The following is a 24,048-nucleotide window of genomic DNA, read 5'->3' as shown; positions in this document are numbered from 1 at the left end:
TTGTGCCGCGATGGGCCGCAAGGCGGCCCCAACGATATCAGCTCAGAAGCTGAAATCTCGGGCTGCTGAGCAGCCCATCACGGCCGATCAGGCGCCCCGGCAAGGCCCACAGATGGGATAATTTCCAGCTGTGTGCCGGGGAAGTCTTTCAAAAAAGCTTCAGCCCCCAGCCACCTGCCAAACCGGTTCGCCCTGCAACGAACCGCCCCTGACAGCAATCAACCAAACTGCTTCTGCTGTTGCTGCTGCTTGGCCACCAGCTCGGACGCAGCCAGGTAAGCCTGTTGGAACTCATCGCTTTCCAGCCACGCCATGGTCGTGTCTTCGTCCGCGCCATCGAGCCATGCACGGTAGGCGTTGAATACCATCACGATATAGTCGGTCGCGTGTTCTTCCTTGTGGCCCTTGAGCACCAAGGCCAGCAGCGGGTCCACCAGGAATACCGAGATCATTGGCACCAGGCCGCCTTCCTGCGCTTCTTTCATCTTCTTGAACAAAGGGTCGTAACTGGCCGACGCCATGGCCTTGTCGAACACCTGCTCGACGCTGGCGCTATCGCCTGCGCTGGCCTTCACGGCCTGGCCGCTGCGTACCATGCGGTTCTGCTTGGCCTTGGTGGCGGCGCGCTTGGCGCGTTTTTGTTGCTTGGTAGAGGTGGCCATGGGCAATCCTTGGGTGGGGCTTGAAAGTGCGCGTATTGAAGCGCAGTTGCCCGCGAAACCCAAGTGCCATGCACGCACCAGTGGCCGTCAACTGGCGATCGCGTCGTCCTCCTCGAACCCGCGCGATGCCCGGCCGACCAGCAGAGGGTCCGGCGCGTAGGCCACGCTCAAGTCCTTGTCCGGGTAGTCCAGCGAATGCAGGAAGTGGCGGATACAGTTGATGCGCGCACGCTTCTTGTCATCGGACTTGATCACCGTCCACGGCGCGTCGGCGGTGTCGGTATGGAAGAACATGGCCTCCTTGGCGGCGGTGTAGTCGTCCCACTTGTCCAGGGACTTGATGTCGATGGGCGACAGTTTCCAGTGCTTGAGGGGGTCGTCACGGCGCGAGATGAAACGGCGCAGTTGTTCTTCGCGGTTCACCGAAAACCAGTACTTGAACAGCAGGATGCCGCTGTTGCACAGCATCCGCTCAAGGTCCGGCGCCTGGCGCATGAACTCCAGGTACTGAAGGGGCGAGCAGAAATCCATCACCTTCTCAACGCCGGCGCGGTTGTACCAGGAGCGGTCGAAGAACACCATTTCTCCCGCCGTGGGCAGGTGCTGCACATAGCGCTGGAAGTACCACTGGCCTTTCTCCTGCTCCGACGGCTTTTCCAGCGCAACGATGCGAGCGCCCCGGGGGTTCAGGTGCTCCATGAACCGCTTGATGGTCCCGCCCTTGCCTGCAGCGTCCCGCCCCTCGAACAGAATCACCACCCGCTGACCTGTTTCTTTCACCCAGCTTTGCACCTTGAGCAACTCGATCTGCAGGGCGTGCTTGGCCCTTTCGTACTCTTGTCGACGCAAGCGCTGCGGGTAGGGGTAGCCTAATGGCAAGCGCGCCGATGTGCTGTCTTCGCTGCTGCCCTTGGGGGCGGTGGCGACTTCCAATGCGGCGGGCGCCTGGCTGATCGCGGTGATGGCAGGTTCGGGTTTGCGCGGGCGGGGGCGGCGAGTGCGCGGCTTGGCCTTGGGGGCAGCGTTCTCGAGGGGAGGGGGAGTCTGGAGAGGGGCGTCTTCGCTCATGGAGGTCCTTGCAAGGTGGTTCGAATGTTCACCTTGAATGCTAAGGACGACAGGGGGCTGGCTTTTTGATGTTGGTCAACTTGGCCGGGATGAGTGCTGCTGCTCGACGGCTACCCATGACGAAGGGCGGTCCACCAGCACTTTTCGACAGGCAACAAAAAACCCGCACTGGGCGGGTTTCTTGTGTCGCTTCGGGTAACTTTGCAACCACCAGAAGCTGAAGGTGGTGCCCAGAGACGGAGTCGAACCGCCGACACGAGGATTTTCAATCCTCTGCTCTACCGACTGAGCTATCTGGGCGACGAGGTGAATTAAATAGACTTTCAGACTGCTCGTCAACGACTTTTTGAAAAAAATATTAAATTAATTCCGTCGCTTACGTTCTCCGAGGTCACTGCGAGGGCGGGACGTAGCCTTCTGCCTGGGCGTATTCTTCGCCGGCGAAAAACTTGTCCATCTCGGCCTGGAGGAATTTGCGGTCCTCGCCATTCATCATGTTCAGGCGCTTTTCGTTGATCAGCATGGTCTGGTGCTTCTGCCAGTCGGTCCAAGCCTTCTGCGAGATGTGATCGAAGATGTCCTGGCCCTTGGCCCCCGGATAGGGTGGGCGGTCCAGGCCGGGCAGTTCTTCGTTGTACTTGCGGCACATCACGGTGCGGGTCATCAGGCATCTCCTGCAATCAGTTCGTCGGCTGCGCGTTTGAGCAGCTTCTTCACCGGGGCGGCCAGGCCCAGGCGCGGTGGGGTGGCCAGGTTATACCAGAGCCAGTCGGCCTCGACCATGTGCCCTTCGACCGGGTCGACGTGCACCAGCCAAGGCTCGATGGCCAGCTGGAAGTGGCTGAAGGTGTGGGTCAGGTTGTCCAGGGCGCGGCTGCGGCCCAGGCGCAGGCCGTGCTGGTCGGCCAGGTCGTCGAGCTGGCCGATGTCGTCGAGCTCCGGCAAGCTCCACAGCCCGCCCCACAGGCCACTGGACGGGCGACGGTACAGCAGGATGGCGCCGTCGTCGTTGGCCAGCAGCGGCATCAGCGTGCGCCGCTGCGGTAGCGCCTTGCGCGGTTTGGGCTCGGGGTAGCGGGTTTCTTCGCCATGCAGGTGCGCCTCGCAGCCGCGCCGTACCGGGCAGAGCAGGCAGGTGGGTTTGCTGCGGGTGCACAGCGTCGCGCCCAGGTCCATCATTGCCTGGGTGTAGTGGTTGGCACGAAGCTTGGGCGTGAAGCGCTCGGCGGTGGCCCACAGTTGGTTGGCCACCTTCGGCTCACCGGGGTAACCGGCCTGGGCGGTGAACCGGGCCAGCACCCGCTTGACGTTACCATCCAGGATCGGCGCACGAATGCCCATGCTGATGCTGGCGATGGCGCCGGCTGTGGAGCGGCCGATACCCGGCAGCTCGGTAAGCTGCTCGACGCTGCGCGGGAACACCCCGCCATGCTGCTCGACCACGATTCTTGCAGCCTTCTGCAGGTTGCGGGCGCGGGTGTAGTAGCCCAGGCCCGTCCACAAATGCAGCACCTCGTCCTCGGGCGCCTCGGCCAGCGCCTGCACGGTCGGTAGCGCGTGCATGAAGCGGTCGAAATAGTTCAGCACCGTGCTGACCTGGGTCTGTTGCAGCATGATCTCAGACACCCATACACGATACGGGTTGATGCCCTGTTGCCAGGGCAGATCGTGCCGACCGTGTGCGTCGTACCACTCCAGCACAGCGCTGGAAAACTGCTCGGGTGTCATCGCTTGAACAGCCCCTTGAGCGCGTCTTTGAGTTCCGGGCTCACTTTGTCTCCGAGTTTTTCATCGAGCTTTTCGTCGATCTTGTCTTTGAGGCGATTGCCTGCGAGTTTGGCAGCGACCTTGCCCATGCCGTCCTTGTCCAGACGGCAGGCCTTGGCGCCCAGCTCCAACGGGCCACGGCAGCGCAGCGGTACTTCCACACCCACATAGCGCTCGTTGACCTGGCAGGCCGGGTCGGGCATGGCCCGCTGGTCGCCCTCGACGATCACACCCACGTTGTAGTCCATGCCCAATACCCGCAGGTCCACGTCACCATGGCCGTTGACGGTCAGGCCTGGGATTCGCACCTTAAGGTCAGGGTTGCTGGCCACGCCATTGCGAATCACCACGCTGCCACGCAGCTCCTGGAACGGGGTGTCCTTGCCGCGCGGCTCGCCGCTGAGCGACTTGCGGTTGAGCGTGGCGATGGCCTGGCACAGTTGCTGTTCGAGGTTGGCATTGACCAGCACACCGTCATTGATGGTGAAGTTGGCCGTGCCGTTGAGCGTGTCCACCAGCGCTTTCTGGCTGTTACCGGTGGCGGTCAGGTCGCTGGACAGGGTCAGCAGGCCCTTGACCGGCGGCGTCTTGTCTTTGTCGTCGGTCTTGATGAAGTGCTCGACCGGTACTCGCTGGATGCGGGTATTGGCCCCCAGTTGTGGCACGGCGGGGCGCACATCGACCGTGCCCTTGGCCTCGAAGGTGCCGTTGTACAGGTCACCGCGCAAGGTTTGCAGGGTCAGTAGCCCACCCTGGCCATTGGCTGTCAGGCGGGCGTTGCCGATGGGCAGCTTGTCCAGCGTCAGCGAACCGAAGCTCAGGTCTGCCTGCAGGTCGAGGACGCGCAGACGGTCCACCGGCAGCAGTTTGTCGGTGCTCCAAGCGCCCTGGGTGGGGGCGTCGGGCAGCGGTGTGCTGCCTGCACCGGCCACGGCACTGGCTTCTTGCTGCTGTACCTGGGCCTTGCGCGCAGCAGTGGCGCCCTTGGCCTCTTCGCTTTTGGCCGGCAGGTACCGGTCGGTATCGAAGCTGTCGCCCTTAAGTTGCAGGCGCAGGGCTTGCCTGGCGAAATCTTCGATCGCCACGCGCCCGGTGAAGGTGCTGCTGTCCAGTTTCACCGACAAATCTTCCAGGGCGATGCTGGCAGGCGTGCCCTGCAGGCGCGTGACCAGTTCGAGTTTGCCGAAGGCGGCCGGGTCCTGGGTAGCAGGCAGCGGATGGCCGATACCGTCCAGGAACGTGCGCAGGTCGAACTGCGCAATGGACAGGCCACCACTTAGCTGCGGCGTCTTGTCCAGCTCACGCAGGTTGAGTTCGCCCAGGGCGCGCAGCTGGTTGGCCGACAGTTTCAGGCCGTTCCATGACGCCACGTTGGCGGCCTGGTCGAGCAGCAACTGGCCCTGGGCGGCGAAGGTCACGGTCTTGCCGCCGGTAGGCTCGCCGGAGGTTTCACCCGACAGGCGCATGTCTTCGAAGCTGTAGCGCTTGAGCGCACGGTCCAGGCGCAGCTCGCCGGCCAGTTCGGTGCGCGCCTTGATGTTGGGCTGGCTGGCGCTGATGAATGCGCTGGCCTTGAGTGGAATACTGGCGCCTTCGTGCACCGCGCCAGTGCTGAGCTGAATGCTTTCGGCGTTGTAGCTGACGCCGCTGCGTGCGTCGGTGTACTGCACGCGTGCATTGTTCACGGTCAAGCTGTCGATATCGAGCTTGACCGGTCGGTCTGCGCTGGCGGTGCCGGAGCGCTGATCGCTGTTTTCGGTGCCCTGCGTATCCCCTGGCGCAGGGGTCTTGCCTTCGGCCGACGCGGGCAATGGCTTGCCGAAGTCCTCCCAGTTGCCATGCCCCTGTTCGTCACGGGTCAGGATCAGGTTCAGCCCTTCGACGCGCACATCGCTCATCTGCACCTCGCGGCGCAGCAGCGGCAGTACCCGCACCGACAGGCCCAGCATCTGCAAGTCGGCAAAGGGCGACTTGGGCGCATTCAAGGTGGCGATGCTGGCGTCATGCAGCTCCAGCCCCAGCCATGGGAACAGGCTCCAGCCAATGTCGCCGTTGAGGGTCAGCTCCACATGAGCCTTGTCGCGCGCCAACTGGCGAATCTCGTCTTTGTAGTCGTTGGGATCGAACAGGTGGGTCAGGGCAAAGCCCAGCGCCACGATGATCAGCAACAACCCGAGAAGCCCTAGGCCCAGGATTTTGCCGAACGCTTTCATGGGCGAGTCCTTAACTATCGGAATGTGAATTCAAGCGCGAGAGTATAGCGCCGCAGCGGCCGTCCCTGTTTATTCGCCTGGATATACCGGCCATTTCCTACATGCCAAGCAGATGCTACGGCTTTCGACAGCGGTGATCATGGCAGTTCAGAAAGATCGGCTACAGCGCCTGACCGTGTCAGCCGAACTAAAATGGGCGATATCAGATTGCTTTCATGTGATCGGATACTGCACCCTTGCGCCGCTTTGCCTGCCTCCACAACTTATAAAAAGGATCATCTCCATGAGCCGTACCGTGACGGCGGATGCCCTGGCCAGTGCGCCAGGCTTCCTCTCCAAGGAACGCATCATCGCCCGGCCGGGCTTCAACCGCTGGCTGGTGCCCCCGGCTGCTCTGGCCATTCACCTGTGCATCGGCATGGCCTATGGCTTTTCGGTGTTCTGGCTGCCGTTGTCGCAAGCCTTGGGCATTACGGCGCCAGTGGCATGCGCGCCAGACATGAGCTTCATTGCCCGGTTGTTCAGCGCCGAGTGCGACTGGCCCATTTCGATGCTCAGCTGGATCTACACCCTATTCTTCGTCTTCCTCGGCTGTTCGGCCGCCGTGCTGGGCGGTTGGCTGGAGCACGCCGGCCCGCGCAAGGCCGGGTTGGTCTCGGCGCTGTGCTGGTGTGGCGGCATGCTGATTTCCGCCATCGGGGTGAAGACCCATCAGCTGTGGCTGATGTGGCTGGGTTCCGGTGTGATCGGCGGCATTGGCTTGGGCCTGGGGTACATTTCGCCCGTTTCCACCCTGATCAAGTGGTTCCCGGACAAGCGCGGCATGGCCACCGGCATGGCTATCATGGGCTTCGGCGGCGGAGCCATGGTGGGTGCACCGTTGGCCACGGCGCTGATGGGCCATTTTGGCAACGCGCACGAGGTGGGCGTATGGCAGAGCTTCGTGGTCATGGCCGCGATCTACTTCGTGTTCATGACGGCCGGCGCCCTGGCGTATCGCATCCCGCCCACCGGCTGGAAGCCCGAAGGCTGGAGCGCACCGGCCAAGAAGGCGGGCAACGGCATGGTCACCGATCGCCATGTGCACGTCAGCGTAGCCTGGAAAACCCCGCAGTTCGTTTTGGTCTGGCTGGTGTTGTGCCTGAACGTGTCGGCCGGTATCGGTATTCTTGGCATGGCCTCGCCGCTGTTGCAGGAAGTGTTCGCTGGCAAGCTGCTGGGCAATGAACTCACCTTCAGCCAGCTCAATGCCGCGCAATTGGCGCAGATTGCCGCCATTGCGGCGGGCTTTACCGGCTTGTTGAGCCTGTTCAACATCGGCGGGCGGTTTTTCTGGGCGTCGTTCTCCGACTATATCGGGCGCAAGAATACCTACTTCGCCTTCTTTGCCTTGGGCGTTGGCCTGTACAGCCTGATCCCGAACATGGGCCACTTGGGCAACGTGGCGCTGTTCGTGGCGGCGTTCTGCATCATCCTGTCGATGTACGGCGGTGGCTTCTCCACGGTACCGGCCTACCTGGCCGACCTGTTCGGCACGCAAATGGTCGGCGCCATCCATGGGCGCCTGTTGACAGCCTGGGCCGCCGCCGGGGTGCTGGGGCCTGTATTGATCACCTACCTGCGCGAGTATCAGTTGGCGGCTGGCGTCGAGCGTGCGGCAGCGTACGACATGACCCTGTACATCCTCGCTGGCCTGCTGGTGCTGGGCTTCATCTGCAACATGCTGATCCGTCCGGTGGCCGACAAGCACTTCATGACCGATGCGCAGCTGGCTGCCGAACGTGCGTTGAGCCATGACAAGGGCGCTGACGGCGTGCGATCCCTCGAATGGAAGGCCGCACCTGGCAGCCTGCCGCTGGTGCTGTTGGCCTGGGCCGTGGTGGTGGTGCCGTTGGCCTGGGGCGTCTGGGTGACCCTGCAGAAGACCGCCGTATTGTTCCACTGACCTAGGCCGGTCGAAGCGTTGTCATGGGGCATTCGCGCCGGGCCCCGTGGCATCGATGCTGTCGGCAAGTGCAACAGGGCCGCGTTCAGTGGCGGCCCTAGAGTTATCGCAAAAGCGGTCATTTCCTCCCGGTTGTATAGACCTGTAGCGGTATCCGACCCCGTCATCACTGGGCTTGCCATATGTCTTGCGCGTTCCAAGCAGCGGCCATCTGCGCCTATAATGCAGCCCTTTTCGCCTAATGATTTTGCGGAGCTGGTGATGGTCGAACGTAAGGCTTCCGTCGAGCGCAATACCCTGGAAACCCAGGTCAAGTGCTCGATCAACCTCGATGGCAGTGGCAAGGCCCGATTCGATATCGGCGTGCCTTTCCTTGAACACATGCTGGACCAGATCGCCCGCCATGGGCTGATCGATCTGGATATCGAGTGCAAGGGCGACCTGCATATCGACGATCACCATACCGTCGAGGACGTCGGTATCACCCTGGGCATGGCGTTCGCCCAGGCCATCGGCGACAAGAAAGGCATCTTCCGCTACGGCCACGCCTATGTGCCGCTGGACGAAGCATTGTCGCGCGTGGTCATCGACTTCTCCGGCCGCCCCGGCCTGCAGATGCATGTGCCTTACACCCGTGCCAGCGTCGGCGGTTTCGACGTCGACCTGTTCCAGGAATTCTTCCAGGGCTTCGTCAACCACGCCCTGGTCACGTTGCACATCGACAACCTGCGGGGGCACAACACCCACCACCAGATCGAGACCGTGTTCAAGGCCTTCGGCCGCGCACTGCGCATGGCTGTTACCCTCGACGAGCGCATGGCCGGGCAGATGCCGTCTACCAAAGGGTGCCTGTAAATGCAGACGGTAGCGGTAATCGACTATGGCATGGGCAACCTGCACTCGGTGGCCAAGGCGCTTGAGCACGTCGGCGCCGGCAAGGTACTGGTCACCAGTGATGCAGCGGTGATCCGCGAAGCGGACCGGGTGGTGTTCCCAGGCGTTGGTGCCATTCGCGACTGCATGGCCGAGATTCGCCGCCTGGGCTTTGACAGCCTGGTGCGTGAAGTGAGCCAGGATCGCCCATTCCTGGGCATCTGCGTAGGCATGCAGGCGCTGCTTGAGCACAGTGAAGAAAACGACGGCGTCGACTGCATTGGCCTGTTCCCGGGCCAGGTGCGCTTGTTCGGCAAAGACCTGCAAGAAGACGGCGAGCATCTGAAAGTGCCGCACATGGGGTGGAACGAAGTCAGCCAGAGCGTCGACCACCCTCTGTGGCACGACATCAGCGACCGGGCGCGTTTCTATTTCGTGCACAGCTACTACATTGCCGCCGGCAAGCCCACCCAAGTGGTTGGCCGTGGCCATTACGGCGTCGATTTCGCCGCGGCGCTGGCCGATGGTTCGCGTTTCGCGGTCCAGTTCCACCCGGAGAAAAGCCATACCCATGGCCTGCAACTGCTGCAGAACTTCGTGGCCTGGGACGGGCGCTGGTAAATGAGCCGTTCGAAGACCAAGGCGCCGATCCTCACGCTGGCCCCCGAGCAGGAGCGTGAAGCGCTCGATACGCTCAAGCGCTTTCTCGAAGACCGTTTCGAGCTGGAACTGGGGTCATTCGAAGTCGCCGAGGTGCTCGAACTGTTCACCCATCACATTGCACCCCATTACTACAACAGGGCGATCGCCGATGTTCAGCTGCACCTCAAGGAGCGGTTCGAGAGCATCGAAAGCGATCTGTGGGCGCTCGAGAAGCCCTGAAACCCCAAGAACGGACAGGTTCCCAAGATGCTGATTATCCCCGCTATCGATCTGAAGGACGGTGCCTGCGTGCGTCTGCGCCAGGGCCGCATGGAAGATTCCACGGTATTTTCCGATGACCCGGTGAGCATGGCCGCCAAGTGGGTCGAGGGCGGCTGCGGTCGCCTGCACCTGGTCGACCTCAACGGTGCCTTCGAAGGCCAGCCGGTCAACGGTGAAGTGGTCACCGCCATCGCCAAGCGCTACCCGACCCTGCCGATCCAGATCGGTGGCGGCATCCGCTCGCTGGAAACCATCGAGCACTACGTCAAGGCTGGCGTCAGCTATGTCATCATCGGCACCAAGGCGGTGAAGCAGCCTGAATTCGTGGCCGAGGCCTGCAAGGTCTTCCCTGGCAAGGTCATCGTCGGCCTGGACGCCAAGGACGGCTTCGTCGCCACCGATGGCTGGGCCGAAGTGAGCACCGTGCAGGTCATCGACCTGGCCAGGCGCTTCGAGGCCGATGGCGTCTCGGCGATCGTCTACACCGACATCGCCAAGGACGGCATGATGCAGGGCTGCAACGTACCGTTCACCAAGGCCCTGGCAGAAGCCACGTCGATTCCGGTGATCGCTTCGGGTGGCATCCACAACCTGGGCGACATCAAGGCGCTGCTCGAAGCCAAGGCGCCTGGCATCATTGGCGCCATCACCGGCCGCGCCATCTACGAGGGCACCCTCGACGTAGCCGAGGCCCAGGCCTTCTGTGACAACTACCCGAGCATTGGCCAGCGCTAAGCGAGCGCGACAAGGGGGCGCCTGTGGCGTCTCCTGTGTTGCCCCACGCTTGCCGCTTGCAGTTGCTTCCCAGGAGCCCTCTCATGGCTTTAGCTAAACGCATCATCCCTTGCCTGGACGTGGACAACGGCCGTGTGGTCAAGGGCGTCAAATTCGAGAACATCCGCGATGCCGGCGATCCGGTGGAGATTGCCCGGCGCTACAACGAGCAGGGTGCCGACGAGATCACCTTCCTCGACATCACGGCCAGCGTCGATGGTCGCGATACCACCCTGCACACCGTCGAGCGCATGGCCAGCCAGGTGTTCATCCCGCTGACCGTGGGGGGTGGGGTGCGCACCGTGCAGGACATCCGCAACCTGCTCAATGCCGGTGCCGACAAGGTATCGATCAACACTGCCGCGGTATTCAACCCGGACTTCGTGGGCGAGGCGGCGGACCGTTTCGGTTCCCAGTGCATCGTCGTGGCCATCGATGCCAAGCAGGTATCCGGCCCCGGTGAAACCCCGCGCTGGGAAATCTTCACCCATGGCGGGCGCAAGCCGACCGGCCTGGACGCGGTGGAGTGGGCGAAGAAGATGCAAGACCTGGGTGCGGGCGAAATCCTGCTGACCAGCATGGACCAGGATGGCATGAAGAACGGGTTCGACCTGGGCGTGACCCGTGCCATCAGCGATGCGTTGAGCATCCCGGTGATCGCCTCGGGCGGGGTGGGTAACCTTCAGCACCTGGCCGATGGTATCTTGCAAGGGCATGCCAGTGCCGTGTTGGCTGCCAGCATCTTCCATTTTGGGGAGTACACGGTGCCTGAGGCCAAGGCCTATATGGCAGCGCGCGGAATAGTCGTTCGCTGACTCGAAAAAAAGGGGCTGCCAGGCAGCCCCTTTGGTGATCAGCCCTGCTTCACTTCACGCATGGGCTTGCCTTTGACCGGCGCGTCGTTGGCCACGTAGTACTTGGCAGTGCTGCGCGGCAACGGCTTGCGACCACGGATCTTGTCCGAGATTTTCTCGGCGATCATGATGGTGGTGGCGTTGAGGTTGCCGGTGATGATGATCGGCATGATCGACGCATCCACTACACGCAGGCCCTGCATGCCATGCACGCGGCCTTCGCCATCGACCACTGCCATGTCGTCGGTGCCCATCTTGCACGAGCACGATGGGTGGTAGGCGGTTTCGGCGTGCTCACGGATGAATTTGTCCAGCTCTTCATCGGTTTGCACGTGCGCACCTGGGCTGATTTCGCGACCACGGTACGGGTCCAGCGCTGGCTGGGCCATGATTTCGCGGGTCAGGCGAATACCGTCACGGAATTCTTCCCAGTCCTGCTCGGTGGCCATGTAGTTGAACAGGATGCTTGGGTGCTGGCGTGGGTCCTTGGACTTGACCTGCACGCGGCCGCGGCTAGGCGAGCGCATCGAGCCCATGTGCGCCTGGAAGCCATGTTCCTTGACGCCCTTGGAGCCGTTGTAGTTGATGGCTACCGGCAGGAAGTGGTACTGGATGTTCGGCCATTTGAATTCAGGGCGCGAGCGAATGAAACCGCCGGCCTCGAACTGGTTGCTGGCCCCGATGCCGGTACCGTTGAACAGCCACTCGGCGCCGATGGCCGGCTGGTTCCACCACAGCAGCGACGGGTACAGCGAGACGGGCTGGGTGCACGCGTACTGAAGGTACAGTTCCAGGTGATCCTGCAGGTTTTCGCCAACGCCTGGCAGGTCGTGAACGACCGGGATGTCCAGGCTTTCGAGCAGGGCGCGCGGGCCCACGCCGGAGCGCTGCAGCAGTTGCGGCGTGGCGATGGCGCCGGAGCTGACGATCACTTCCTTGCGGGCACGTGCTTCGACGCGCTCTTCGCTGTCGCCCACCAAGTAGCTCACACCAATGGCGCGCTTACCGTCGAACAGTACGCGGTCGCTCAGGGCGTGGGTCACGATGGTCAGGTTGGGGCGTTTCTTGGCCTGGTCCAGGTAACCGCGGGCAGTGCTGGAGCGGCGGCCATTCTTGGTCACCGAACGATCCATCGGGCCGAAGCCTTCCTGCTGGTAGCCGTTGAGGTCTTCGGTGCGCGGGTAGCCGGCCTGTACGCCAGCCTCGACCATTGCGTTGAACAGCGGGTTGTTGCCAGCCTTGGGCGTGGCCACGCTCAACGGCCCGTCACCACCGTGGTAGTCGTTGGGGCCGATGTCGCGGGTTTCGGCCTTGCGGAAGTACGGCAGGCAGTCCAGGTAGGTCCAGTCTTCCAGGCCTGGCAGCTCAGCCCAGCCATCGAAGTCCAGGGCGTTGCCGCGGATGTAGCACATGCCGTTGATCAGCGAGGAGCCACCCAGGCCCTTGCCGCGGCCACATTCCATGCGGCGGCCGTCCATGTGCGGCTCCGGGTCGGTCTCGTAGGCCCAGTTGTAGCGGCGGCCTTGCAGCGGGAAGGCCAGGGCAGCTGGCATCTGAGTACGGAAGTCGAAGCGATAGTCAGGGCCGCCGGCTTCTAGCAGCAGCACGGTGGTGCCTGCGTCTTCGGTAAGGCGAGTAGCCAGGGTGTTACCGGCAGAGCCGGCACCAACGATGATGTAATCGTATTCCATGGGGAAGCTTCCTCCGGAAGCAGTTGCGCGTCTGGCGCTGCACCTGGTGCAGCCTGGCCTCACGCGCAAATGGATGAGTGCTGCAAGGGCCGGTCGGTCAACGACCGGCGCTGTCCTGCAGCATGGGCTGGCGTGCTACGGCCGGTCAGAAGACCGAGGCGTAGTCGCCCAGCTCGACCTGTACCGACTTGATGCGGGTGTATTGGGCCAGCGAGCTGATGCCGTTCTCGCGGCCAACGCCCGATTGCTTGTAGCCGCCCACCGGCATTTCGGCTGCCGACTCGCCCCAGGCGTTGATCCAGCAAATGCCCGCTTCGAGCTGGTGGATGATGCGGTGGGCACGGTTCAGGTCGTTGGTGCACACACCGGCAGCCAGGCCGTATTCGGTGTCGTTGGCGCGGCGGATCACTTCTTCCTCGGTCTCGTAGCTGAGGATGCTCATGACCGGGCCGAAGATCTCTTCCTTGACGATGGTCATGTCGTCGCGGCAGTCGGTGAACACGGTCGGGGCCACGAAGGCACCCTTGCCGAAGTCGCCTTCGGTCAGGCGCTCGCCGCCACACAGTACGCGGGCACCTTCTTCCTTGCCCTTGGCGATGTAGCCCAGCACGCTTTCCATGTGCTGGAAGCTGACCAGCGGGCCGAAGTTGGTGTTTTCATCTTCCGGGTTGCCGGCACGGATACGCGCTACGCGCTCGAGAATCTTGGCTTCGAAGGCGGCCTTGTGCTCGGCTGGGATGAACACGCGGGTACCGTTGGTGCACACCTGGCCCGAGCTGTAGAAGTTGGCCATCATGGCGATGTCGGCGGCCTTGTCCAGGTCGGCGTCGGCGCAGATGATCAGCGGCGACTTGCCACCCAGCTCCATGGTCACTTCCTTGAGCGAGGAGCTCGAGGCGCTGGCCATGACCTTCTTGCCGGTGGTGGTGCCGCCGGTGAAGGAGATCTTCTCGATGCGCGGGTGCTCGGTCAGCCAGCTGCCGACTTCGCGGCCGCTGCCGGTCAGTACGTTGAACACGCCGTCCGGCAGGCCGGCTTCGGTGTAGATCTCGGCCAGCTTGAGGGTGGTCAGCGAGGTGACTTCCGACGGCTTGAAGATCATCGCGTTGCCGGCAGCCAGGGCCGGTGCGGATTTCCACAGGGCGATCTGGATCGGGTAGTTCCAGGCGCCGATACCGGCAGTCACGCCCAGCGGTTCGCGACGGGTGTAGACGAAGGACGATTCGCGCAGCGGAATCTGCTCGCCTTCGATGGCAGGGACCAGGCCTGCGTAATATTCCAGTACGTCAGCGCCGGTGACGATGTCGACGTAGCGGGTTTCGGAGTAGGACTTGCCGGTGTCCAGGGTTTCCAGCATAGCCAGCTCGTCGTTGCGTTCGCGCAGGATGTCCACGGCGCGGCGCAGGATGCGCGAGCGCTGCATGGCAGTCATGGCCGCCCACACTTTCTGGCCGCGCTCGGCGCTTTCGACAGCCTTCTCGACGTCAGCCTCGGTGGCGCGTTGCACGTGGGCAAGCACTTCGCCGGTAGCCGGGTTGATGGCTTCGAAGGTGGCATCGGTGCCAGCGTCGACGTAACCGCCATCGATGTAGAGTTTTTGCGTTCCGAAACGGGCCATAGTGTCCTCGCAAGTGCAATGTGTGTGTAGGCCAGGCGTCACGCTCCTGCCGTGCTGGCAGAGGCCGTGCGCCGTTTTTCAGCAGCAGGGTCGGTGCCCAGTGTGCGCTGCTTGGCCAGTTGTAGATCCATGTATTCGTAAGCGATCCGTATCGCCTGGTCGGTGTCGAAGGCATCCCCCGACAAGGCTCCACGCAGCCACAGGCCGTCGATCAGAGCCGCCAGCCCGCGGGCTGCCTTGCGTGCATGGTAAAGCGGCAGCACGCGGCGAAACTGGCAACACAGGTTAGAGTACAAACGGTGGTCATTGATCCGTTGCAACCTGTGCAGATCGGGCTGGTGCATGCTGGAAGCCCAAAAGGCCAACCAGGTTTTCATCGCCGGGCCATTCACCTGGCTGGCATCGAAGTTGCCCTCGATTATCACTTTCAGGTGGGCGCGCGGCGCATCGTCCGTCAACGCCTGGCGGCGTGCTCGCACGCCTTCGTTGAGCATGCTCATGATGTAGCCCATCGTCGCTGCGATCAGGCCGTTCTTGTCCCGAAAGTAGTGACTGATGATGCCGTTCGACACGCCGGCCAAACGGGCAATGAGCGCAATGCTGGCGTCCCCCAGACCGACCTGATCGACCGCTTGTAACGTGGCTTCGATCAACTGCTGACGGCGGATGGGTTGCATACCGACCTTGGGCATCTTGCTTTCTCCTCAGGTCTGCGAGCAGACGACCAGCGTCTGACTCAGCGAAGACCAGTCTATTTTGTTTTGATTGAACGTTCAATCAATAAAGAATAAGCTCTGCGACAATTTGTGCCATTGACAGCCCATGTGACGGCTCCAGCGGCATCGATTGAAACCTTAGGAAATCGCGCAAACCCAGGGCCGGCAAGGCTTGTAACGGGGGCGATCGATAAAGGACGCAGACGCCGTCGCAGTGTGGACAACCTGCGACATGCCTCAGGATCGGGCGATATCCCTGTGACCAATGCGCGCACTTTCAACCGTGCGCAGCGTTTTGAAGCGGTGGTAACGGCGTATGTGTTGCAGCGGATCGGTTCGAAACCGCGATTTCCAGGGTGCTTTTATAACACCTGATGCAGTGGGGGTATTCCACCAAATGCTCAGGAAGACCGATTAGCCTCCACTGCCGTTCTGCCCGGAGCCTTCTTGCAATGAGTTCTGCCTCACTAACCAAACCCCCCGCCGAGAGGGTACGGGTCAACCGCGTGGTGTTCTACACCTCGGCGCTGATGATCCTCGTTCTGACTGCCTTGCTTATCGCTGTTCCTGAAACTGCCGGCCGCGTACTGGGCGTCGCCCAGCAGTGGCTGACGCGCAGTTTCGGCTGGTACTACATGCTGGTGATCTGCGGCTACTTGCTGTTCGTCATCTACCTGGCGTTTTCCGACTACGGCAAGCTCAAGCTGGGCGGCAAGGAAGACCAGCCTGACTTCAGCTATGGCGCCTGGGCCGGCATGCTGTTCTCGTCGGGCATCGGTATCTCGCTGTTGTACTTCGGCGCATCCGAGCCGCTGGATCACTACTTCAATCCGCCCGAAGGCACGCCGGCCAGCCTGGAAGCGGCGCGTCAGGGCCTGCAGCTCACGTTCCTGCACTGGGGCCTGCACGGCTGGGCGATCTACGCCCTGGTGGGCCTGGCCGTGGGTTATTTCGCCTACCGTCACAACCAGCCGCTGGCACTGCGCTCGGCACTTTATCCACTGGTGGGCGAGCGCTGGGTCAAGGGCGCTGCCGGCAACGCTGTGGATATCTTCGGCATGTTCGTGACCCTGCTGGGCCTGGTCACCAACCTTGGGATCGGCTCGATGCAGGTCGCGTCGGGGCTTGAATACCTGTTCGGCATGGACCACAGCAAGACCAACCTGCTGGTGGTGATTCTGGTAATGGCTGGTGTTGCCACAGTGGCAGCGGTCTCGGGCGTGGAAAACGGCATCCGCCGCCTGTCCAACCTGAACATCGCGCTGTTCAGTGGCCTGCTGATCTTTGTCCTGCTGGGTGGCGAAACCCTGCACCTGCTCAACGGCTTCGTGCAGAACGTGGGCGACTACCTCAACGGCATCGTGCTGAAAACCTTCGACCTCTATGTGTATGAGGGTGAGGCGGGCAAGTCCGAACGCTGGTTGGGCTTGTGGACGGTGTTCTATTGGGCCTGGTGGATTTCCTGGGGTCCGTTCGTGGGCATGTTCATTGCCCGGATCTCCAAGGGCCGTACCGTGCGCCAGTTGGTCAGCGGTGTGCTGTTGATCCCGCTGGGCTTCACCCTGGCGTGGCTGTCGATCTTCGGCAATACCGCCCTGGACTTGGTGATCAACCATGGCGCCGTGGAACTGGGCAAGACCGCCCTCGAGCAGCCGTCCATGTCGATCTACCAACTGCTGGAATACTTCCCGGCAGCTAAGATCGTGATCGGTGTGGCCGTGTTTGTTGGCTTCGTGTTGTTCCTGACCCCAGCGGACTCCGGCGCAGTCATGATGGCGAACCTGTCGTGCAAAGGTGGCAAGGTCGACGAGGACGCCCCGCACTGGATGGTGGTGTTCTGGTCGGTGATCATCACGCTGGTCACCATCGGCTTGTTGTTCGCCGGCAACTTCGAAGCCATGCAGACCATGGTGGTGCTGGCAGGCCTGCCGTTCTCGGTGGTGCTGGTGCTGTTCATGTTCGGCTTGTACAAGGCCATGCGGCAGGACGTGGCCATGGAGCAGGAGCGGGCCGAATTGGCCGCACGTGGCCGTCGAGGCTTCAGTGAGCGCCTGACTCAGCTCGAGCTGCAACCGACCCAGGCGGTGGTGCAGCGCTTCATGGACAAGCAGGTAAGCCCTGCGCTGAAGGATGCAGCGGCCCAGTTGCAAACCCAGGGCTTCGACGTCGAGACCCGGGTCGGCCAGTCGCGCAACATGATGGGCCTGCGAGTGATGATGGAAGAAGGCAACCCCTTCGTCTATGAAGTCAGCCTCGATGGTTACATGGCTGCACCAACAGAAGCCCCGGCCGAGGGTGAGCCCGAGGTACGGCAACGCTTCTACCGCGCCGAAGTGTATTTGCACGACGGTAGCCAGGAGTATGACCTGATGGGCTTTGCGCCTGAACAAATCGTGCGCGATGTGCTGGATCAGTTCGAGAGCCACCGCCAGGTGTTGGGGCGGGTCTACAGCTGACGCACGACCTGGCCTAGCAATATGTACGGCCAATGACCACACGTGCGTGGCTACGGTGGGTCTCCCGATTCAAGGAGGCCCACCATGCTCACCGCTCGAGCCGCTTCATACGACTTCAAAGCCCAGGTCAACGCGCAGTTTTCTGGTCGGCCTACCTTACGGCAGGTAGCCAGCCTGCAAATCATGGGCTTGCTGATCGAGCACTACCCCCTGATTGCCGTTCATCGCCCACGCTCAAGGATGCCAACCAGCTGAGCCTGGTCAGGGCGAACCCCGATGGGCACCAACGACCCTTCCACTCGTAGACGAGATACTCAAGGCCAAGCTGCACAACCGGGTGCTGGACTTCACGCCAGTGGCCAACATCAATCAGTATCTGCTGCTCAGCGGCAAACACTTCTTTGCCATCCCCGACCCGTTCGAGACTGCCGAGGGCGATCAAATCGATCTCGTGGCTCTGCAACCTGCCTTCGAAGACCTGCTGCTTTTACTGGACGACTATTTCAACGCGGCACAGGTCAAGTACTGGCGTGCTGTCGGCAGTATGGGCGTCAGCCGCGATCGCTGGCTGCAGCTGGTCATGATAACGGCGCTGCTGCACAACCTGTCGCTTCACGGCTTGAGCGCTCGGTAGCAGGCTTGTCTGCGTGGACTCTTGGGCAGCCCCAGTGAGCGGCCGACTGTGTTCATGGTGGAGATGGTACGTCCCTATCAGAACAGCAGCGTTAGCCGTTTCCTGCCAGATCTCATCGTACAGGGACAGTGGGACGAGGGTGAGGCAGTGCTGTGGTGCAAGCCGTCCGGCGTGGTGTGGACGTTCGACACGCTGGATGAATTTGCGCAGGCCCTACAGCAGGAGTATCCCGCCCTTGTGGACGAGCAAGGGATGGTATGGCATCGGCATGAGCTTGGAGGAGACCCTTTTGCGCACCGCCATCAGCCACCGTGAAGATCAGCTGATCATGGATTGGTTGACGGTCGACTACCCCAAGCAGCTTGTCTGGCGATTGGATATCGGCGCCACTTACCCGGCATATGTGGTCACCCATCTCGACGACGCGCAGCGTCAGCCTGAGCGGGTCAAACGCTTCGCAGGAGAATGGCGAAGCGCATTACTGCACAGCGCCTTGCAGGCAAAATTGAGGGGACAGTTAAGCGAAATCGGTCTTCAGGCTATTTCCGATTATTGCGGCGGCAGGGTGGACGCAATGCAACCGGCCAGCACACTGATGCCGTTCGCATTGCGACGTGCACCGGACAGTGAGCAATACGATCAGGTACATGGCATGTATGTTCTGGTCAATCAGACGCCTGGAACAGTTGTGCTGTACAGGCCCCTTTACGGTAGTAGGGCCGTGCTGGAGTTCACAAGCACAGACGCCTTGATGGATGAGGTGCGCAACAACGTTGAGCTGCAGGCCAGCATTCTTGACTGGCTAACACCTGAAGCTCGCCCGGTTTACGACCACGGCGGGTTCAGCGAGCCCCAACTGGGGCACTCGATTATCGATACCTCGATCTTGCCCGGGCGTGTTGCGCCTGCTCAGTTCTGGGCCAAACCCTGGCTAAATGATGTCGACCTTCAGTTGTACAGAGCCAACCGCGATTTGCTGGTCGATCTGGCCGAACGCAGCTCGGTCGCCAACGCAGAAAGCCAGTGGGCGATTCTCACTCAAGGTGCCTGGTTGCTGTTCGATGTGGCGTCCATGTTGGTGAGTGGCCCCGCCGGCGCTGTAGCCTGGATGGTCCAAGCGCTCAACGCCGCAGCTGCCGACGAAAAAGCCATTCGTGAAGGTACGGCGTTCGAGCGTTCGGCTGCCGTTGTGGATATCGTGCTCAACCTGGTGATGGCGCTAGGGCACGTGTTCAAACCAAAAACCGCCGCCAAACCGGTGGAACTACCCGATGCCCTAGGCCCTTTGACGTTAGCCCCCGGATCGACGCTCCCAGTGCTGGCCGAGGCCGATGTGCCGAGACCAGGCAAAGTTTATCTTCCCGGGCCGGTCACCAAGCCTCAGGCGATCATGGATTTCTCTTTCTCTGGTGGGGAAGGGTTCAATGTCTTGCCGGCCGAAATGCGCAGCGTGGTATTGGGTTTTCGCGTGCACATCGATCTGGAACAGCATTCGCCCGCGTCCAACGGGGAGGCTGCAGGTCTTTACACGGTCAGTGGGCAGCGCTACGCAAAAATGCTGATGGGCACTTTTGCCGTATCGGTCAATGCCGACGGCGTGCGGATCGTTGATGCGCAGGGCAGGCCTGGCCCGTGGTTGAGGCGTGTGGGCAGGGCGTGGCGTATCGACTCGGGCCAACGCTTGCTAGGTGGGATGCCCAAGAGTCGTCTTCAGCTCGTCCGCGAAGAGAACATGCGCCGCGAAGAGAGCATGCGTGAAGAGGATGGGCGTTTGACGCTTGCGCGCCAAGCATTGGCCGCGACCTATGACCGACATGATTCTGAAGTGGAGAAGACCACCGAAAAACTTGAGGAACTTGAGCGAATAGAAACGCCTGATGCACAGCAACTGGAAATGATCAGCCTATTGCGCCAAGTCAGGAGGGGGCAGCGCCAGTATGTGTGCAAAGACCTGGACGCGCTCATCAAACACGACAGCGAGCACGACGCTCTGCTCATGTCGGGCGGATCGGTAAGACCTTCCAGTCAGCTCGTCTCGACCACGGTAGCTTATCAACGCAGTATCATCCGTCGTGGCCTGTTGGCTTCCTGCGAGACGTATTACAACTTGCTGGCGGTCATGATCAATGAAGAGTCCATAGATGCACAGCTTGATGAAATCGCAGTCCTGCCTACCACTGAGGAGGAGCAGCAACGCTACAAGCGATTGACTGCCTCGCTCGAGCGCGTGACGCAGTGGGCCAAAGATATGCTGGCCTTGGCCGCAAAACTTGATCCTCTACTTGAGAGCACCCGAGCTGACAATGACATTGTGTTCCAGGATGCTGATGGCAAGATCGAAAACAAGCATCTTGAACTGACCAGAATTATTCAACAGCGCCAATTGAACGCCGTTGATCTTGAGTTTCGACTGCTTGAAGACCTCGGCGAATTGTCAATTGATCGTCTTCGGGGTGCCTCCGAAGAGCAGATCAACGAGTACAACGAAATGCTGGTTGGAAAGGCACTCAAGAGTGCGGGCAGCGCCCACGGTGACTTGGCTGGCAGCAGCTTGTCTGTCGAAGAGCGAGTCGCTGTGCTCAATGACGTGATTGATGCGTACGAGGAGACCATTGGCAAGGCGCAATATCTAGCCAGCTCCCAGCCTGAAGCTATCCGACTCGACAAGCTCCAACAGTACCTCGACGAGCTACGCCGGTTGAAGCTGTTGGCCAGCGAGGAAATGCAGGCCAAAATTCGTGAGGTCGAGCAGACCGAGGCCTTTGCACCACGCACGCCCGTCTATGCTCCACGCGGCGGTGTGCGTCGAATGGTCAGAACCAAGCAGGGACGTAACGTAGTCGGTGTCGAGACCGTCGACGACGCAGGTCTCCCTGTACTGCAGCAAGTGGACAGTCATGCGAAGGTGTTGAGAACCTTCCGCCGGCAGGATAGCCAGTGGCAAGAGGTCGAACCGCCAGGCACTGCTGAACAGCCGCCAAGCTCTGCCATCAAGGTAAGCGAGTTGCGTCGACAAGCGCAAAAGCTGATCAATAACGTTGATGCCACGGTTGCGATGGCAAGGAAATTCTTCGCCAAGAATGAGCCATTGGGATTGGCCACGATTGTCGACGAACACGTCAAAGACCTCAAAGCCAACCTGGCGTTGTTGCCTCGAACTGATGCTGAAAGTGCGTTGAGAGGGCGAATCGAGCATGCAATCACTGAGCTTGACGACCATCGTCAGAAGCTGCTCAAGACCTATTATTTGACCTGTAAAACCCCTGCCATGAACGCGCTCAAATTCCTTTACGAACTGGGTGAGATTACCGTTAGCCGAGCAGATCGCAGAGTGCCGTTGGGAACAAATGACTATTTGGATACCTACGAGATCAAACGGGTATCAGGCAGGCCTATCTGGGAGGCTCACTTTCATTATCCTGCCGTGGACACGGCAGATCAGGACTTTTCTCGTGGGCATCTGAAATTGTGGGAGCAGCGCAGGCTTGGGCATCAAGCTGTGTTGCGGGCCGCAAAGAAACAGCAAGTGCTCTCCATCTACCGTGGCCAGCTACGTAAGGGCGATGTGGAGGGCATCATTCCATTCGGGTAACGATGCTGCTGTAGCCTGTGCTCTGCTCGCTGCCAGGTGGCAGGGTCTAGACTCACCGACGTACCTGCACTGGCATGAGGGCACGTGGGCAACCTACTTCGCGGGCACCCTGCGCGATGCCCGCTCAACGGTTGCTGTAGCGGCCTTGCTTGCCATGGGCGGGCATGGCCAGGTTGCTTCGTTCGGCAATCATCTGCTGCAGGTTGATCAGCTTCACACCCTGTCGCGTGAGGTTTGGCAGCTCGCGCTCCAGCACTTCGAGGGTCTGTGGATACGGGTGGCCAATCAGCACTGCCGAGCCCTGTTTGCGCGCCAGGGCGATGCCTTGGTGCAGTTGGCGTGTAATTGCCTCAGGCGTGCGCTCGTCATCCAGAAATACATCCCTGGAGACATTCGCCGTGCCCTGTGCCTGGGCTTGTGCCGCGGCCACGGTCGCAGCGCTGGTGCGGCTGTCGACGAAGAACAGGTCGCGGCGCTGTAGCTCACCCATCAACCAGGTCATGGCGTCGCGTTGTGCCGTCATGCGGCTGCCCATGTGGTTGTTCACGCCAGCGGCATAAGGCACCTTGGCCAGGGCCGCATCAAGACGCCTGGCAAGCTCGTCTTGCGGCACGCCGGGGTGCCAGGCATAGGGCCCGGTGGCCGGGTCCATGGGCATGTGCAGGATGACGGTTTTACCCGCCTTATGCGCCTGGCGGGCGAAATCGGTGGCATGCGGGGTGTCAGGCATGATGGCCATGGTCACCGGCCCCGGCAGCGCCAGGGTTCGACTGTCGCGCTCGGGGCTTTGGCCCAGGTCATCGATGATGATGCTCATGTAGGCCTGGCTGGTGGGCGCCGCGTGCGCCACGCCCGCCATCAGCCCGATCAGCAGATACAGCAAATAACGCATGGTTGGCTCAGCTGCCTTTGGTGATGTTCAGGCCCTTGAGCAGGCTCAGGGCCTGGCTCAGCTGGAAGTCGTTGTCCTGCGGCCGCTCCTTGCGCTTGCTGCTGCCGGTGGGACGGTCGGCGCCCCCATTGCCGTTGCCCAGGTGCCCCTGCAGGTCGGCTTCCTTGAAGTTGTCGTTGTCCGCTTCGGCCGTAAGCTTGGCCTGGCGGACCTCGATGTCCGGCACGATACCCTGGGCCTGGATGGAGCGACCGTTGGGGGTGAAGTACAGGGCAGTGGTCAGCTTCAGGGCACGGTCGTTGGCCAGGGGCAGCACGGTCTGGACCGAGCCCTTGCCAAAACTGTCGGTGCCCATCAGCACGCCGCGCTTCTGGTCTTGCAAGGCGCCCGCGACGATTTCCGAGGCCGAGGCGCTGCCGCCGTTGATCAGCACCACCAGTGGCACACCTTCGCTGGCATCGGCAGGGTCAGCCGAGAAGCGCAGCTCGGAATTGGCGATCCGCCCTTTGGTGTACACGATCAGGCCCTTGGTCAAGAAGTGGTCAGCCACTTCCACCGCCGACTGCAACACGCCCCCCGGGTTGTTGCGCAGGTCCAGGATCACGCCACGCAGCTTCTTGCCGTTGTCCTTGCGCAGCTTGGCCAAGGCCTTGCCCACTTCGTCGCCGGTCTTGACCTGGAACTGGGTGATGCGGATATAGCCGTAATCGTTCTCGAGCAGTTGGCTCTTGACGCTTTTAACCTGAATGACTGCACGAGCAAGGGTCACATCGAACGGCGTACCCCCATCGCGCACCAACGTCAGGGTGATCTTGTCGCCCACTTTGCCGCGCATCTTGTCCACGGCCTCGGTCATGGTCTGGCCGCGGGTCGGTGCGCCGTTGATCTTCACGATCAAGTCGCCCGCCTGCACGCCGGCCTTGGACGCTGGGGTGTCATCAATGGGCGAGACCACCTTGATGAAACCGTCTTCCTGGCCGACTTCGATGCCCAGGCCGCCAAACTCACCGCTGGTACTTTCCTGAAGCTCTTGAAAGTCTTCAGGGCCCAGGTAGGCCGAGTGAGGATCGAGGTTGCTGAGCATGCCTTTGATGGCGTTTTCCAGCAGGGTCTTGTCATCGACAGGCTCGACGTAAGCTGCCTTGATACGGTCCATGACCTCGGCGAAGGTGCGCAGCTCTTCAAGCGGCAGCGGCGCTTTGGCAGTGACCTCGGTGACGGGCACGGCAGCCGCCTTGGCAGGCTCTGCAGCAATGGCCAGGGGTGCGCCGACCGCCAGGGCGATGGACAGGGCCAGCTGGGTAAGACGGGGCGAGTGCAGCATGTCGAACGAACTCCTGATCCTGTAGACGCTCCCTTCGGAGCATGG

21 protein-coding genes and 1 tRNA gene are annotated in these 24,048 nt (G+C 61.5%); 11 read left to right on the top strand and 11 right to left on the bottom strand.

Annotation, left to right across the window (positions count from 1 at the left end; all coding sequences use genetic code 11):
• Nucleotides 1-218: 218 nt before the first annotated feature.
• The 6 genes from ACF8GB_RS10780 to ACF8GB_RS10755 all read right to left on the bottom strand — a co-directional run bounded on the left by ACF8GB_RS10780 (nucleotide 219) and on the right by ACF8GB_RS10755 (nucleotide 5,710).
• Nucleotides 219-662 carry a hypothetical protein gene (locus tag ACF8GB_RS10780; RefSeq protein ID WP_058639911.1) on the bottom strand — a complete coding sequence of 148 codons (444 nt, stop codon included), beginning with the start codon at nucleotides 660-662 and terminating at the stop codon, nucleotides 219-221.
• An 87-nt stretch (nucleotides 663-749) separates the two neighbouring features.
• On the bottom strand, nucleotides 750-1,730 hold the full coding sequence (gene ppk2, locus ACF8GB_RS10775) for a polyphosphate kinase 2 (RefSeq protein ID WP_078477840.1): 981 nt from the start codon (nucleotides 1,728-1,730) through the stop codon (nucleotides 750-752).
• A gap of 224 nt (nucleotides 1,731-1,954) precedes the next feature.
• A tRNA-Phe gene (locus ACF8GB_RS10770) sits at nucleotides 1,955-2,030 on the bottom strand.
• A 91-nt stretch (nucleotides 2,031-2,121) separates the two neighbouring features.
• Complete coding sequence (locus ACF8GB_RS10765; RefSeq protein WP_058639172.1) at nucleotides 2,122-2,394, bottom strand: oxidative damage protection protein; 273 nt, start codon at nucleotides 2,392-2,394, stop codon at nucleotides 2,122-2,124.
• A complete protein-coding gene (gene mutY, locus ACF8GB_RS10760) occupies nucleotides 2,394-3,458 on the bottom strand; it encodes an A/G-specific adenine glycosylase (RefSeq protein ID WP_058639171.1) in 1,065 nt (354 codons plus the stop codon). The genes ACF8GB_RS10765 and mutY overlap by 1 nt, the downstream gene beginning before the upstream one ends.
• Nucleotides 3,455-5,710, bottom strand: coding sequence for an AsmA family protein (locus ACF8GB_RS10755; RefSeq protein WP_392527013.1), 2,256 nt, complete (start codon nucleotides 5,708-5,710; stop codon nucleotides 3,455-3,457). The genes mutY and ACF8GB_RS10755 overlap by 4 nt, the downstream gene beginning before the upstream one ends.
• Nucleotides 5,711-5,993: 283 nt before the next feature.
• Here ACF8GB_RS10755 and ACF8GB_RS10750 point away from each other — a divergent pair, with 283 nt between their 5' ends.
• From ACF8GB_RS10750 to hisF, 6 genes are all read left to right on the top strand, one after another.
• The gene (locus tag ACF8GB_RS10750) at nucleotides 5,994-7,655 is read left to right on the top strand and encodes an OFA family MFS transporter (protein ID WP_196126437.1); all 1,662 of its coding nucleotides are present in this window, start codon (nucleotides 5,994-5,996) and stop codon (nucleotides 7,653-7,655) included.
• Nucleotides 7,656-7,916: 261 nt separating this feature from the next.
• Complete coding sequence (hisB, locus tag ACF8GB_RS10745; protein WP_023532883.1) at nucleotides 7,917-8,510, top strand: imidazoleglycerol-phosphate dehydratase HisB; 594 nt, start codon at nucleotides 7,917-7,919, stop codon at nucleotides 8,508-8,510.
• Nucleotides 8,511-9,149, top strand: a complete 639-nt coding sequence (gene hisH / locus ACF8GB_RS10740; RefSeq protein WP_058604243.1) for an imidazole glycerol phosphate synthase subunit HisH — start codon at nucleotides 8,511-8,513, stop codon at nucleotides 9,147-9,149.
• The gene (locus ACF8GB_RS10735) at nucleotides 9,150-9,410 is read left to right on the top strand and encodes a DUF2164 domain-containing protein (protein ID WP_027914086.1); all 261 of its coding nucleotides are present in this window, start codon (nucleotides 9,150-9,152) and stop codon (nucleotides 9,408-9,410) included.
• A 27-nt stretch (nucleotides 9,411-9,437) separates the two neighbouring features.
• Complete coding sequence (hisA, locus tag ACF8GB_RS10730) at nucleotides 9,438-10,187, top strand: 1-(5-phosphoribosyl)-5-[(5-phosphoribosylamino)methylideneamino]imidazole-4-carboxamide isomerase (RefSeq protein ID WP_392527012.1); 750 nt, start codon at nucleotides 9,438-9,440, stop codon at nucleotides 10,185-10,187.
• An 83-nt stretch (nucleotides 10,188-10,270) separates the two neighbouring features.
• The gene (hisF, locus tag ACF8GB_RS10725; protein WP_058604246.1) at nucleotides 10,271-11,041 is read left to right on the top strand and encodes an imidazole glycerol phosphate synthase subunit HisF; all 771 of its coding nucleotides are present in this window, start codon (nucleotides 10,271-10,273) and stop codon (nucleotides 11,039-11,041) included.
• A gap of 38 nt (nucleotides 11,042-11,079) precedes the next feature.
• On the opposite strand, the gene betA is transcribed toward hisF, so the two are convergent.
• The 3 genes from betA to betI form a co-directional block, all read right to left on the bottom strand.
• Complete coding sequence (betA, locus tag ACF8GB_RS10720; protein WP_058604247.1) at nucleotides 11,080-12,771, bottom strand: choline dehydrogenase; 1,692 nt, start codon at nucleotides 12,769-12,771, stop codon at nucleotides 11,080-11,082.
• A gap of 145 nt (nucleotides 12,772-12,916) precedes the next feature.
• Nucleotides 12,917-14,389 (bottom strand): betaine-aldehyde dehydrogenase, encoded by a 1,473-nt coding sequence (gene betB / locus ACF8GB_RS10715; RefSeq protein ID WP_023532870.1) that lies wholly within the window; start codon nucleotides 14,387-14,389, stop codon nucleotides 12,917-12,919.
• A 38-nt stretch (nucleotides 14,390-14,427) separates the two neighbouring features.
• A complete protein-coding gene (betI, locus tag ACF8GB_RS10710; RefSeq protein ID WP_058639167.1) occupies nucleotides 14,428-15,081 on the bottom strand; it encodes a transcriptional regulator BetI in 654 nt (217 codons plus the stop codon).
• A 476-nt stretch (nucleotides 15,082-15,557) separates the two neighbouring features.
• Here betI and ACF8GB_RS10705 point away from each other — a divergent pair, with 476 nt between their 5' ends.
• From ACF8GB_RS10705 to ACF8GB_RS10685, 5 genes are all read left to right on the top strand, one after another.
• Nucleotides 15,558-17,561, top strand: coding sequence for a BCCT family transporter (locus ACF8GB_RS10705; protein WP_058639166.1), 2,004 nt, complete (start codon nucleotides 15,558-15,560; stop codon nucleotides 17,559-17,561).
• A gap of 84 nt (nucleotides 17,562-17,645) precedes the next feature.
• Entirely contained in the window at nucleotides 17,646-17,816 is a 171-nt protein-coding gene (locus ACF8GB_RS10700) for a hypothetical protein (protein ID WP_196186518.1), read from the top strand.
• 100 nt (nucleotides 17,817-17,916) lie between these two features.
• Entirely contained in the window at nucleotides 17,917-18,195 is a 279-nt protein-coding gene (locus ACF8GB_RS10695; RefSeq protein ID WP_196124520.1) for a hypothetical protein, read from the top strand.
• A 54-nt stretch (nucleotides 18,196-18,249) separates the two neighbouring features.
• Complete coding sequence (locus ACF8GB_RS10690) at nucleotides 18,250-18,510, top strand: hypothetical protein (RefSeq protein ID WP_193755008.1); 261 nt, start codon at nucleotides 18,250-18,252, stop codon at nucleotides 18,508-18,510.
• On the top strand, nucleotides 18,485-21,787 hold the full coding sequence (locus ACF8GB_RS10685) for a dermonecrotic toxin domain-containing protein (protein WP_392527010.1): 3,303 nt from the start codon (nucleotides 18,485-18,487) through the stop codon (nucleotides 21,785-21,787). The genes ACF8GB_RS10690 and ACF8GB_RS10685 overlap by 26 nt, the downstream gene beginning before the upstream one ends.
• A gap of 124 nt (nucleotides 21,788-21,911) precedes the next feature.
• Here ACF8GB_RS10685 and ACF8GB_RS10680 read toward each other — a convergent pair whose 3' ends face one another.
• Complete coding sequence (locus ACF8GB_RS10680) at nucleotides 21,912-22,679, bottom strand: divergent polysaccharide deacetylase family protein (RefSeq protein WP_100850627.1); 768 nt, start codon at nucleotides 22,677-22,679, stop codon at nucleotides 21,912-21,914.
• A gap of 7 nt (nucleotides 22,680-22,686) precedes the next feature.
• A complete protein-coding gene (locus ACF8GB_RS10675; RefSeq protein ID WP_058604251.1) occupies nucleotides 22,687-24,003 on the bottom strand; it encodes a S41 family peptidase in 1,317 nt (438 codons plus the stop codon).
• Nucleotides 24,004-24,048: the final 45 nt, after the last annotated feature.

The organism is Pseudomonas sp. xss_4 (assembly GCF_043104125.1).
GTDB lineage: Bacteria > Pseudomonadota > Gammaproteobacteria > Pseudomonadales > Pseudomonadaceae > Aquipseudomonas > Aquipseudomonas parafulva_B.
This window is presented reverse-complemented; position numbering and strand designations above follow the sequence as displayed.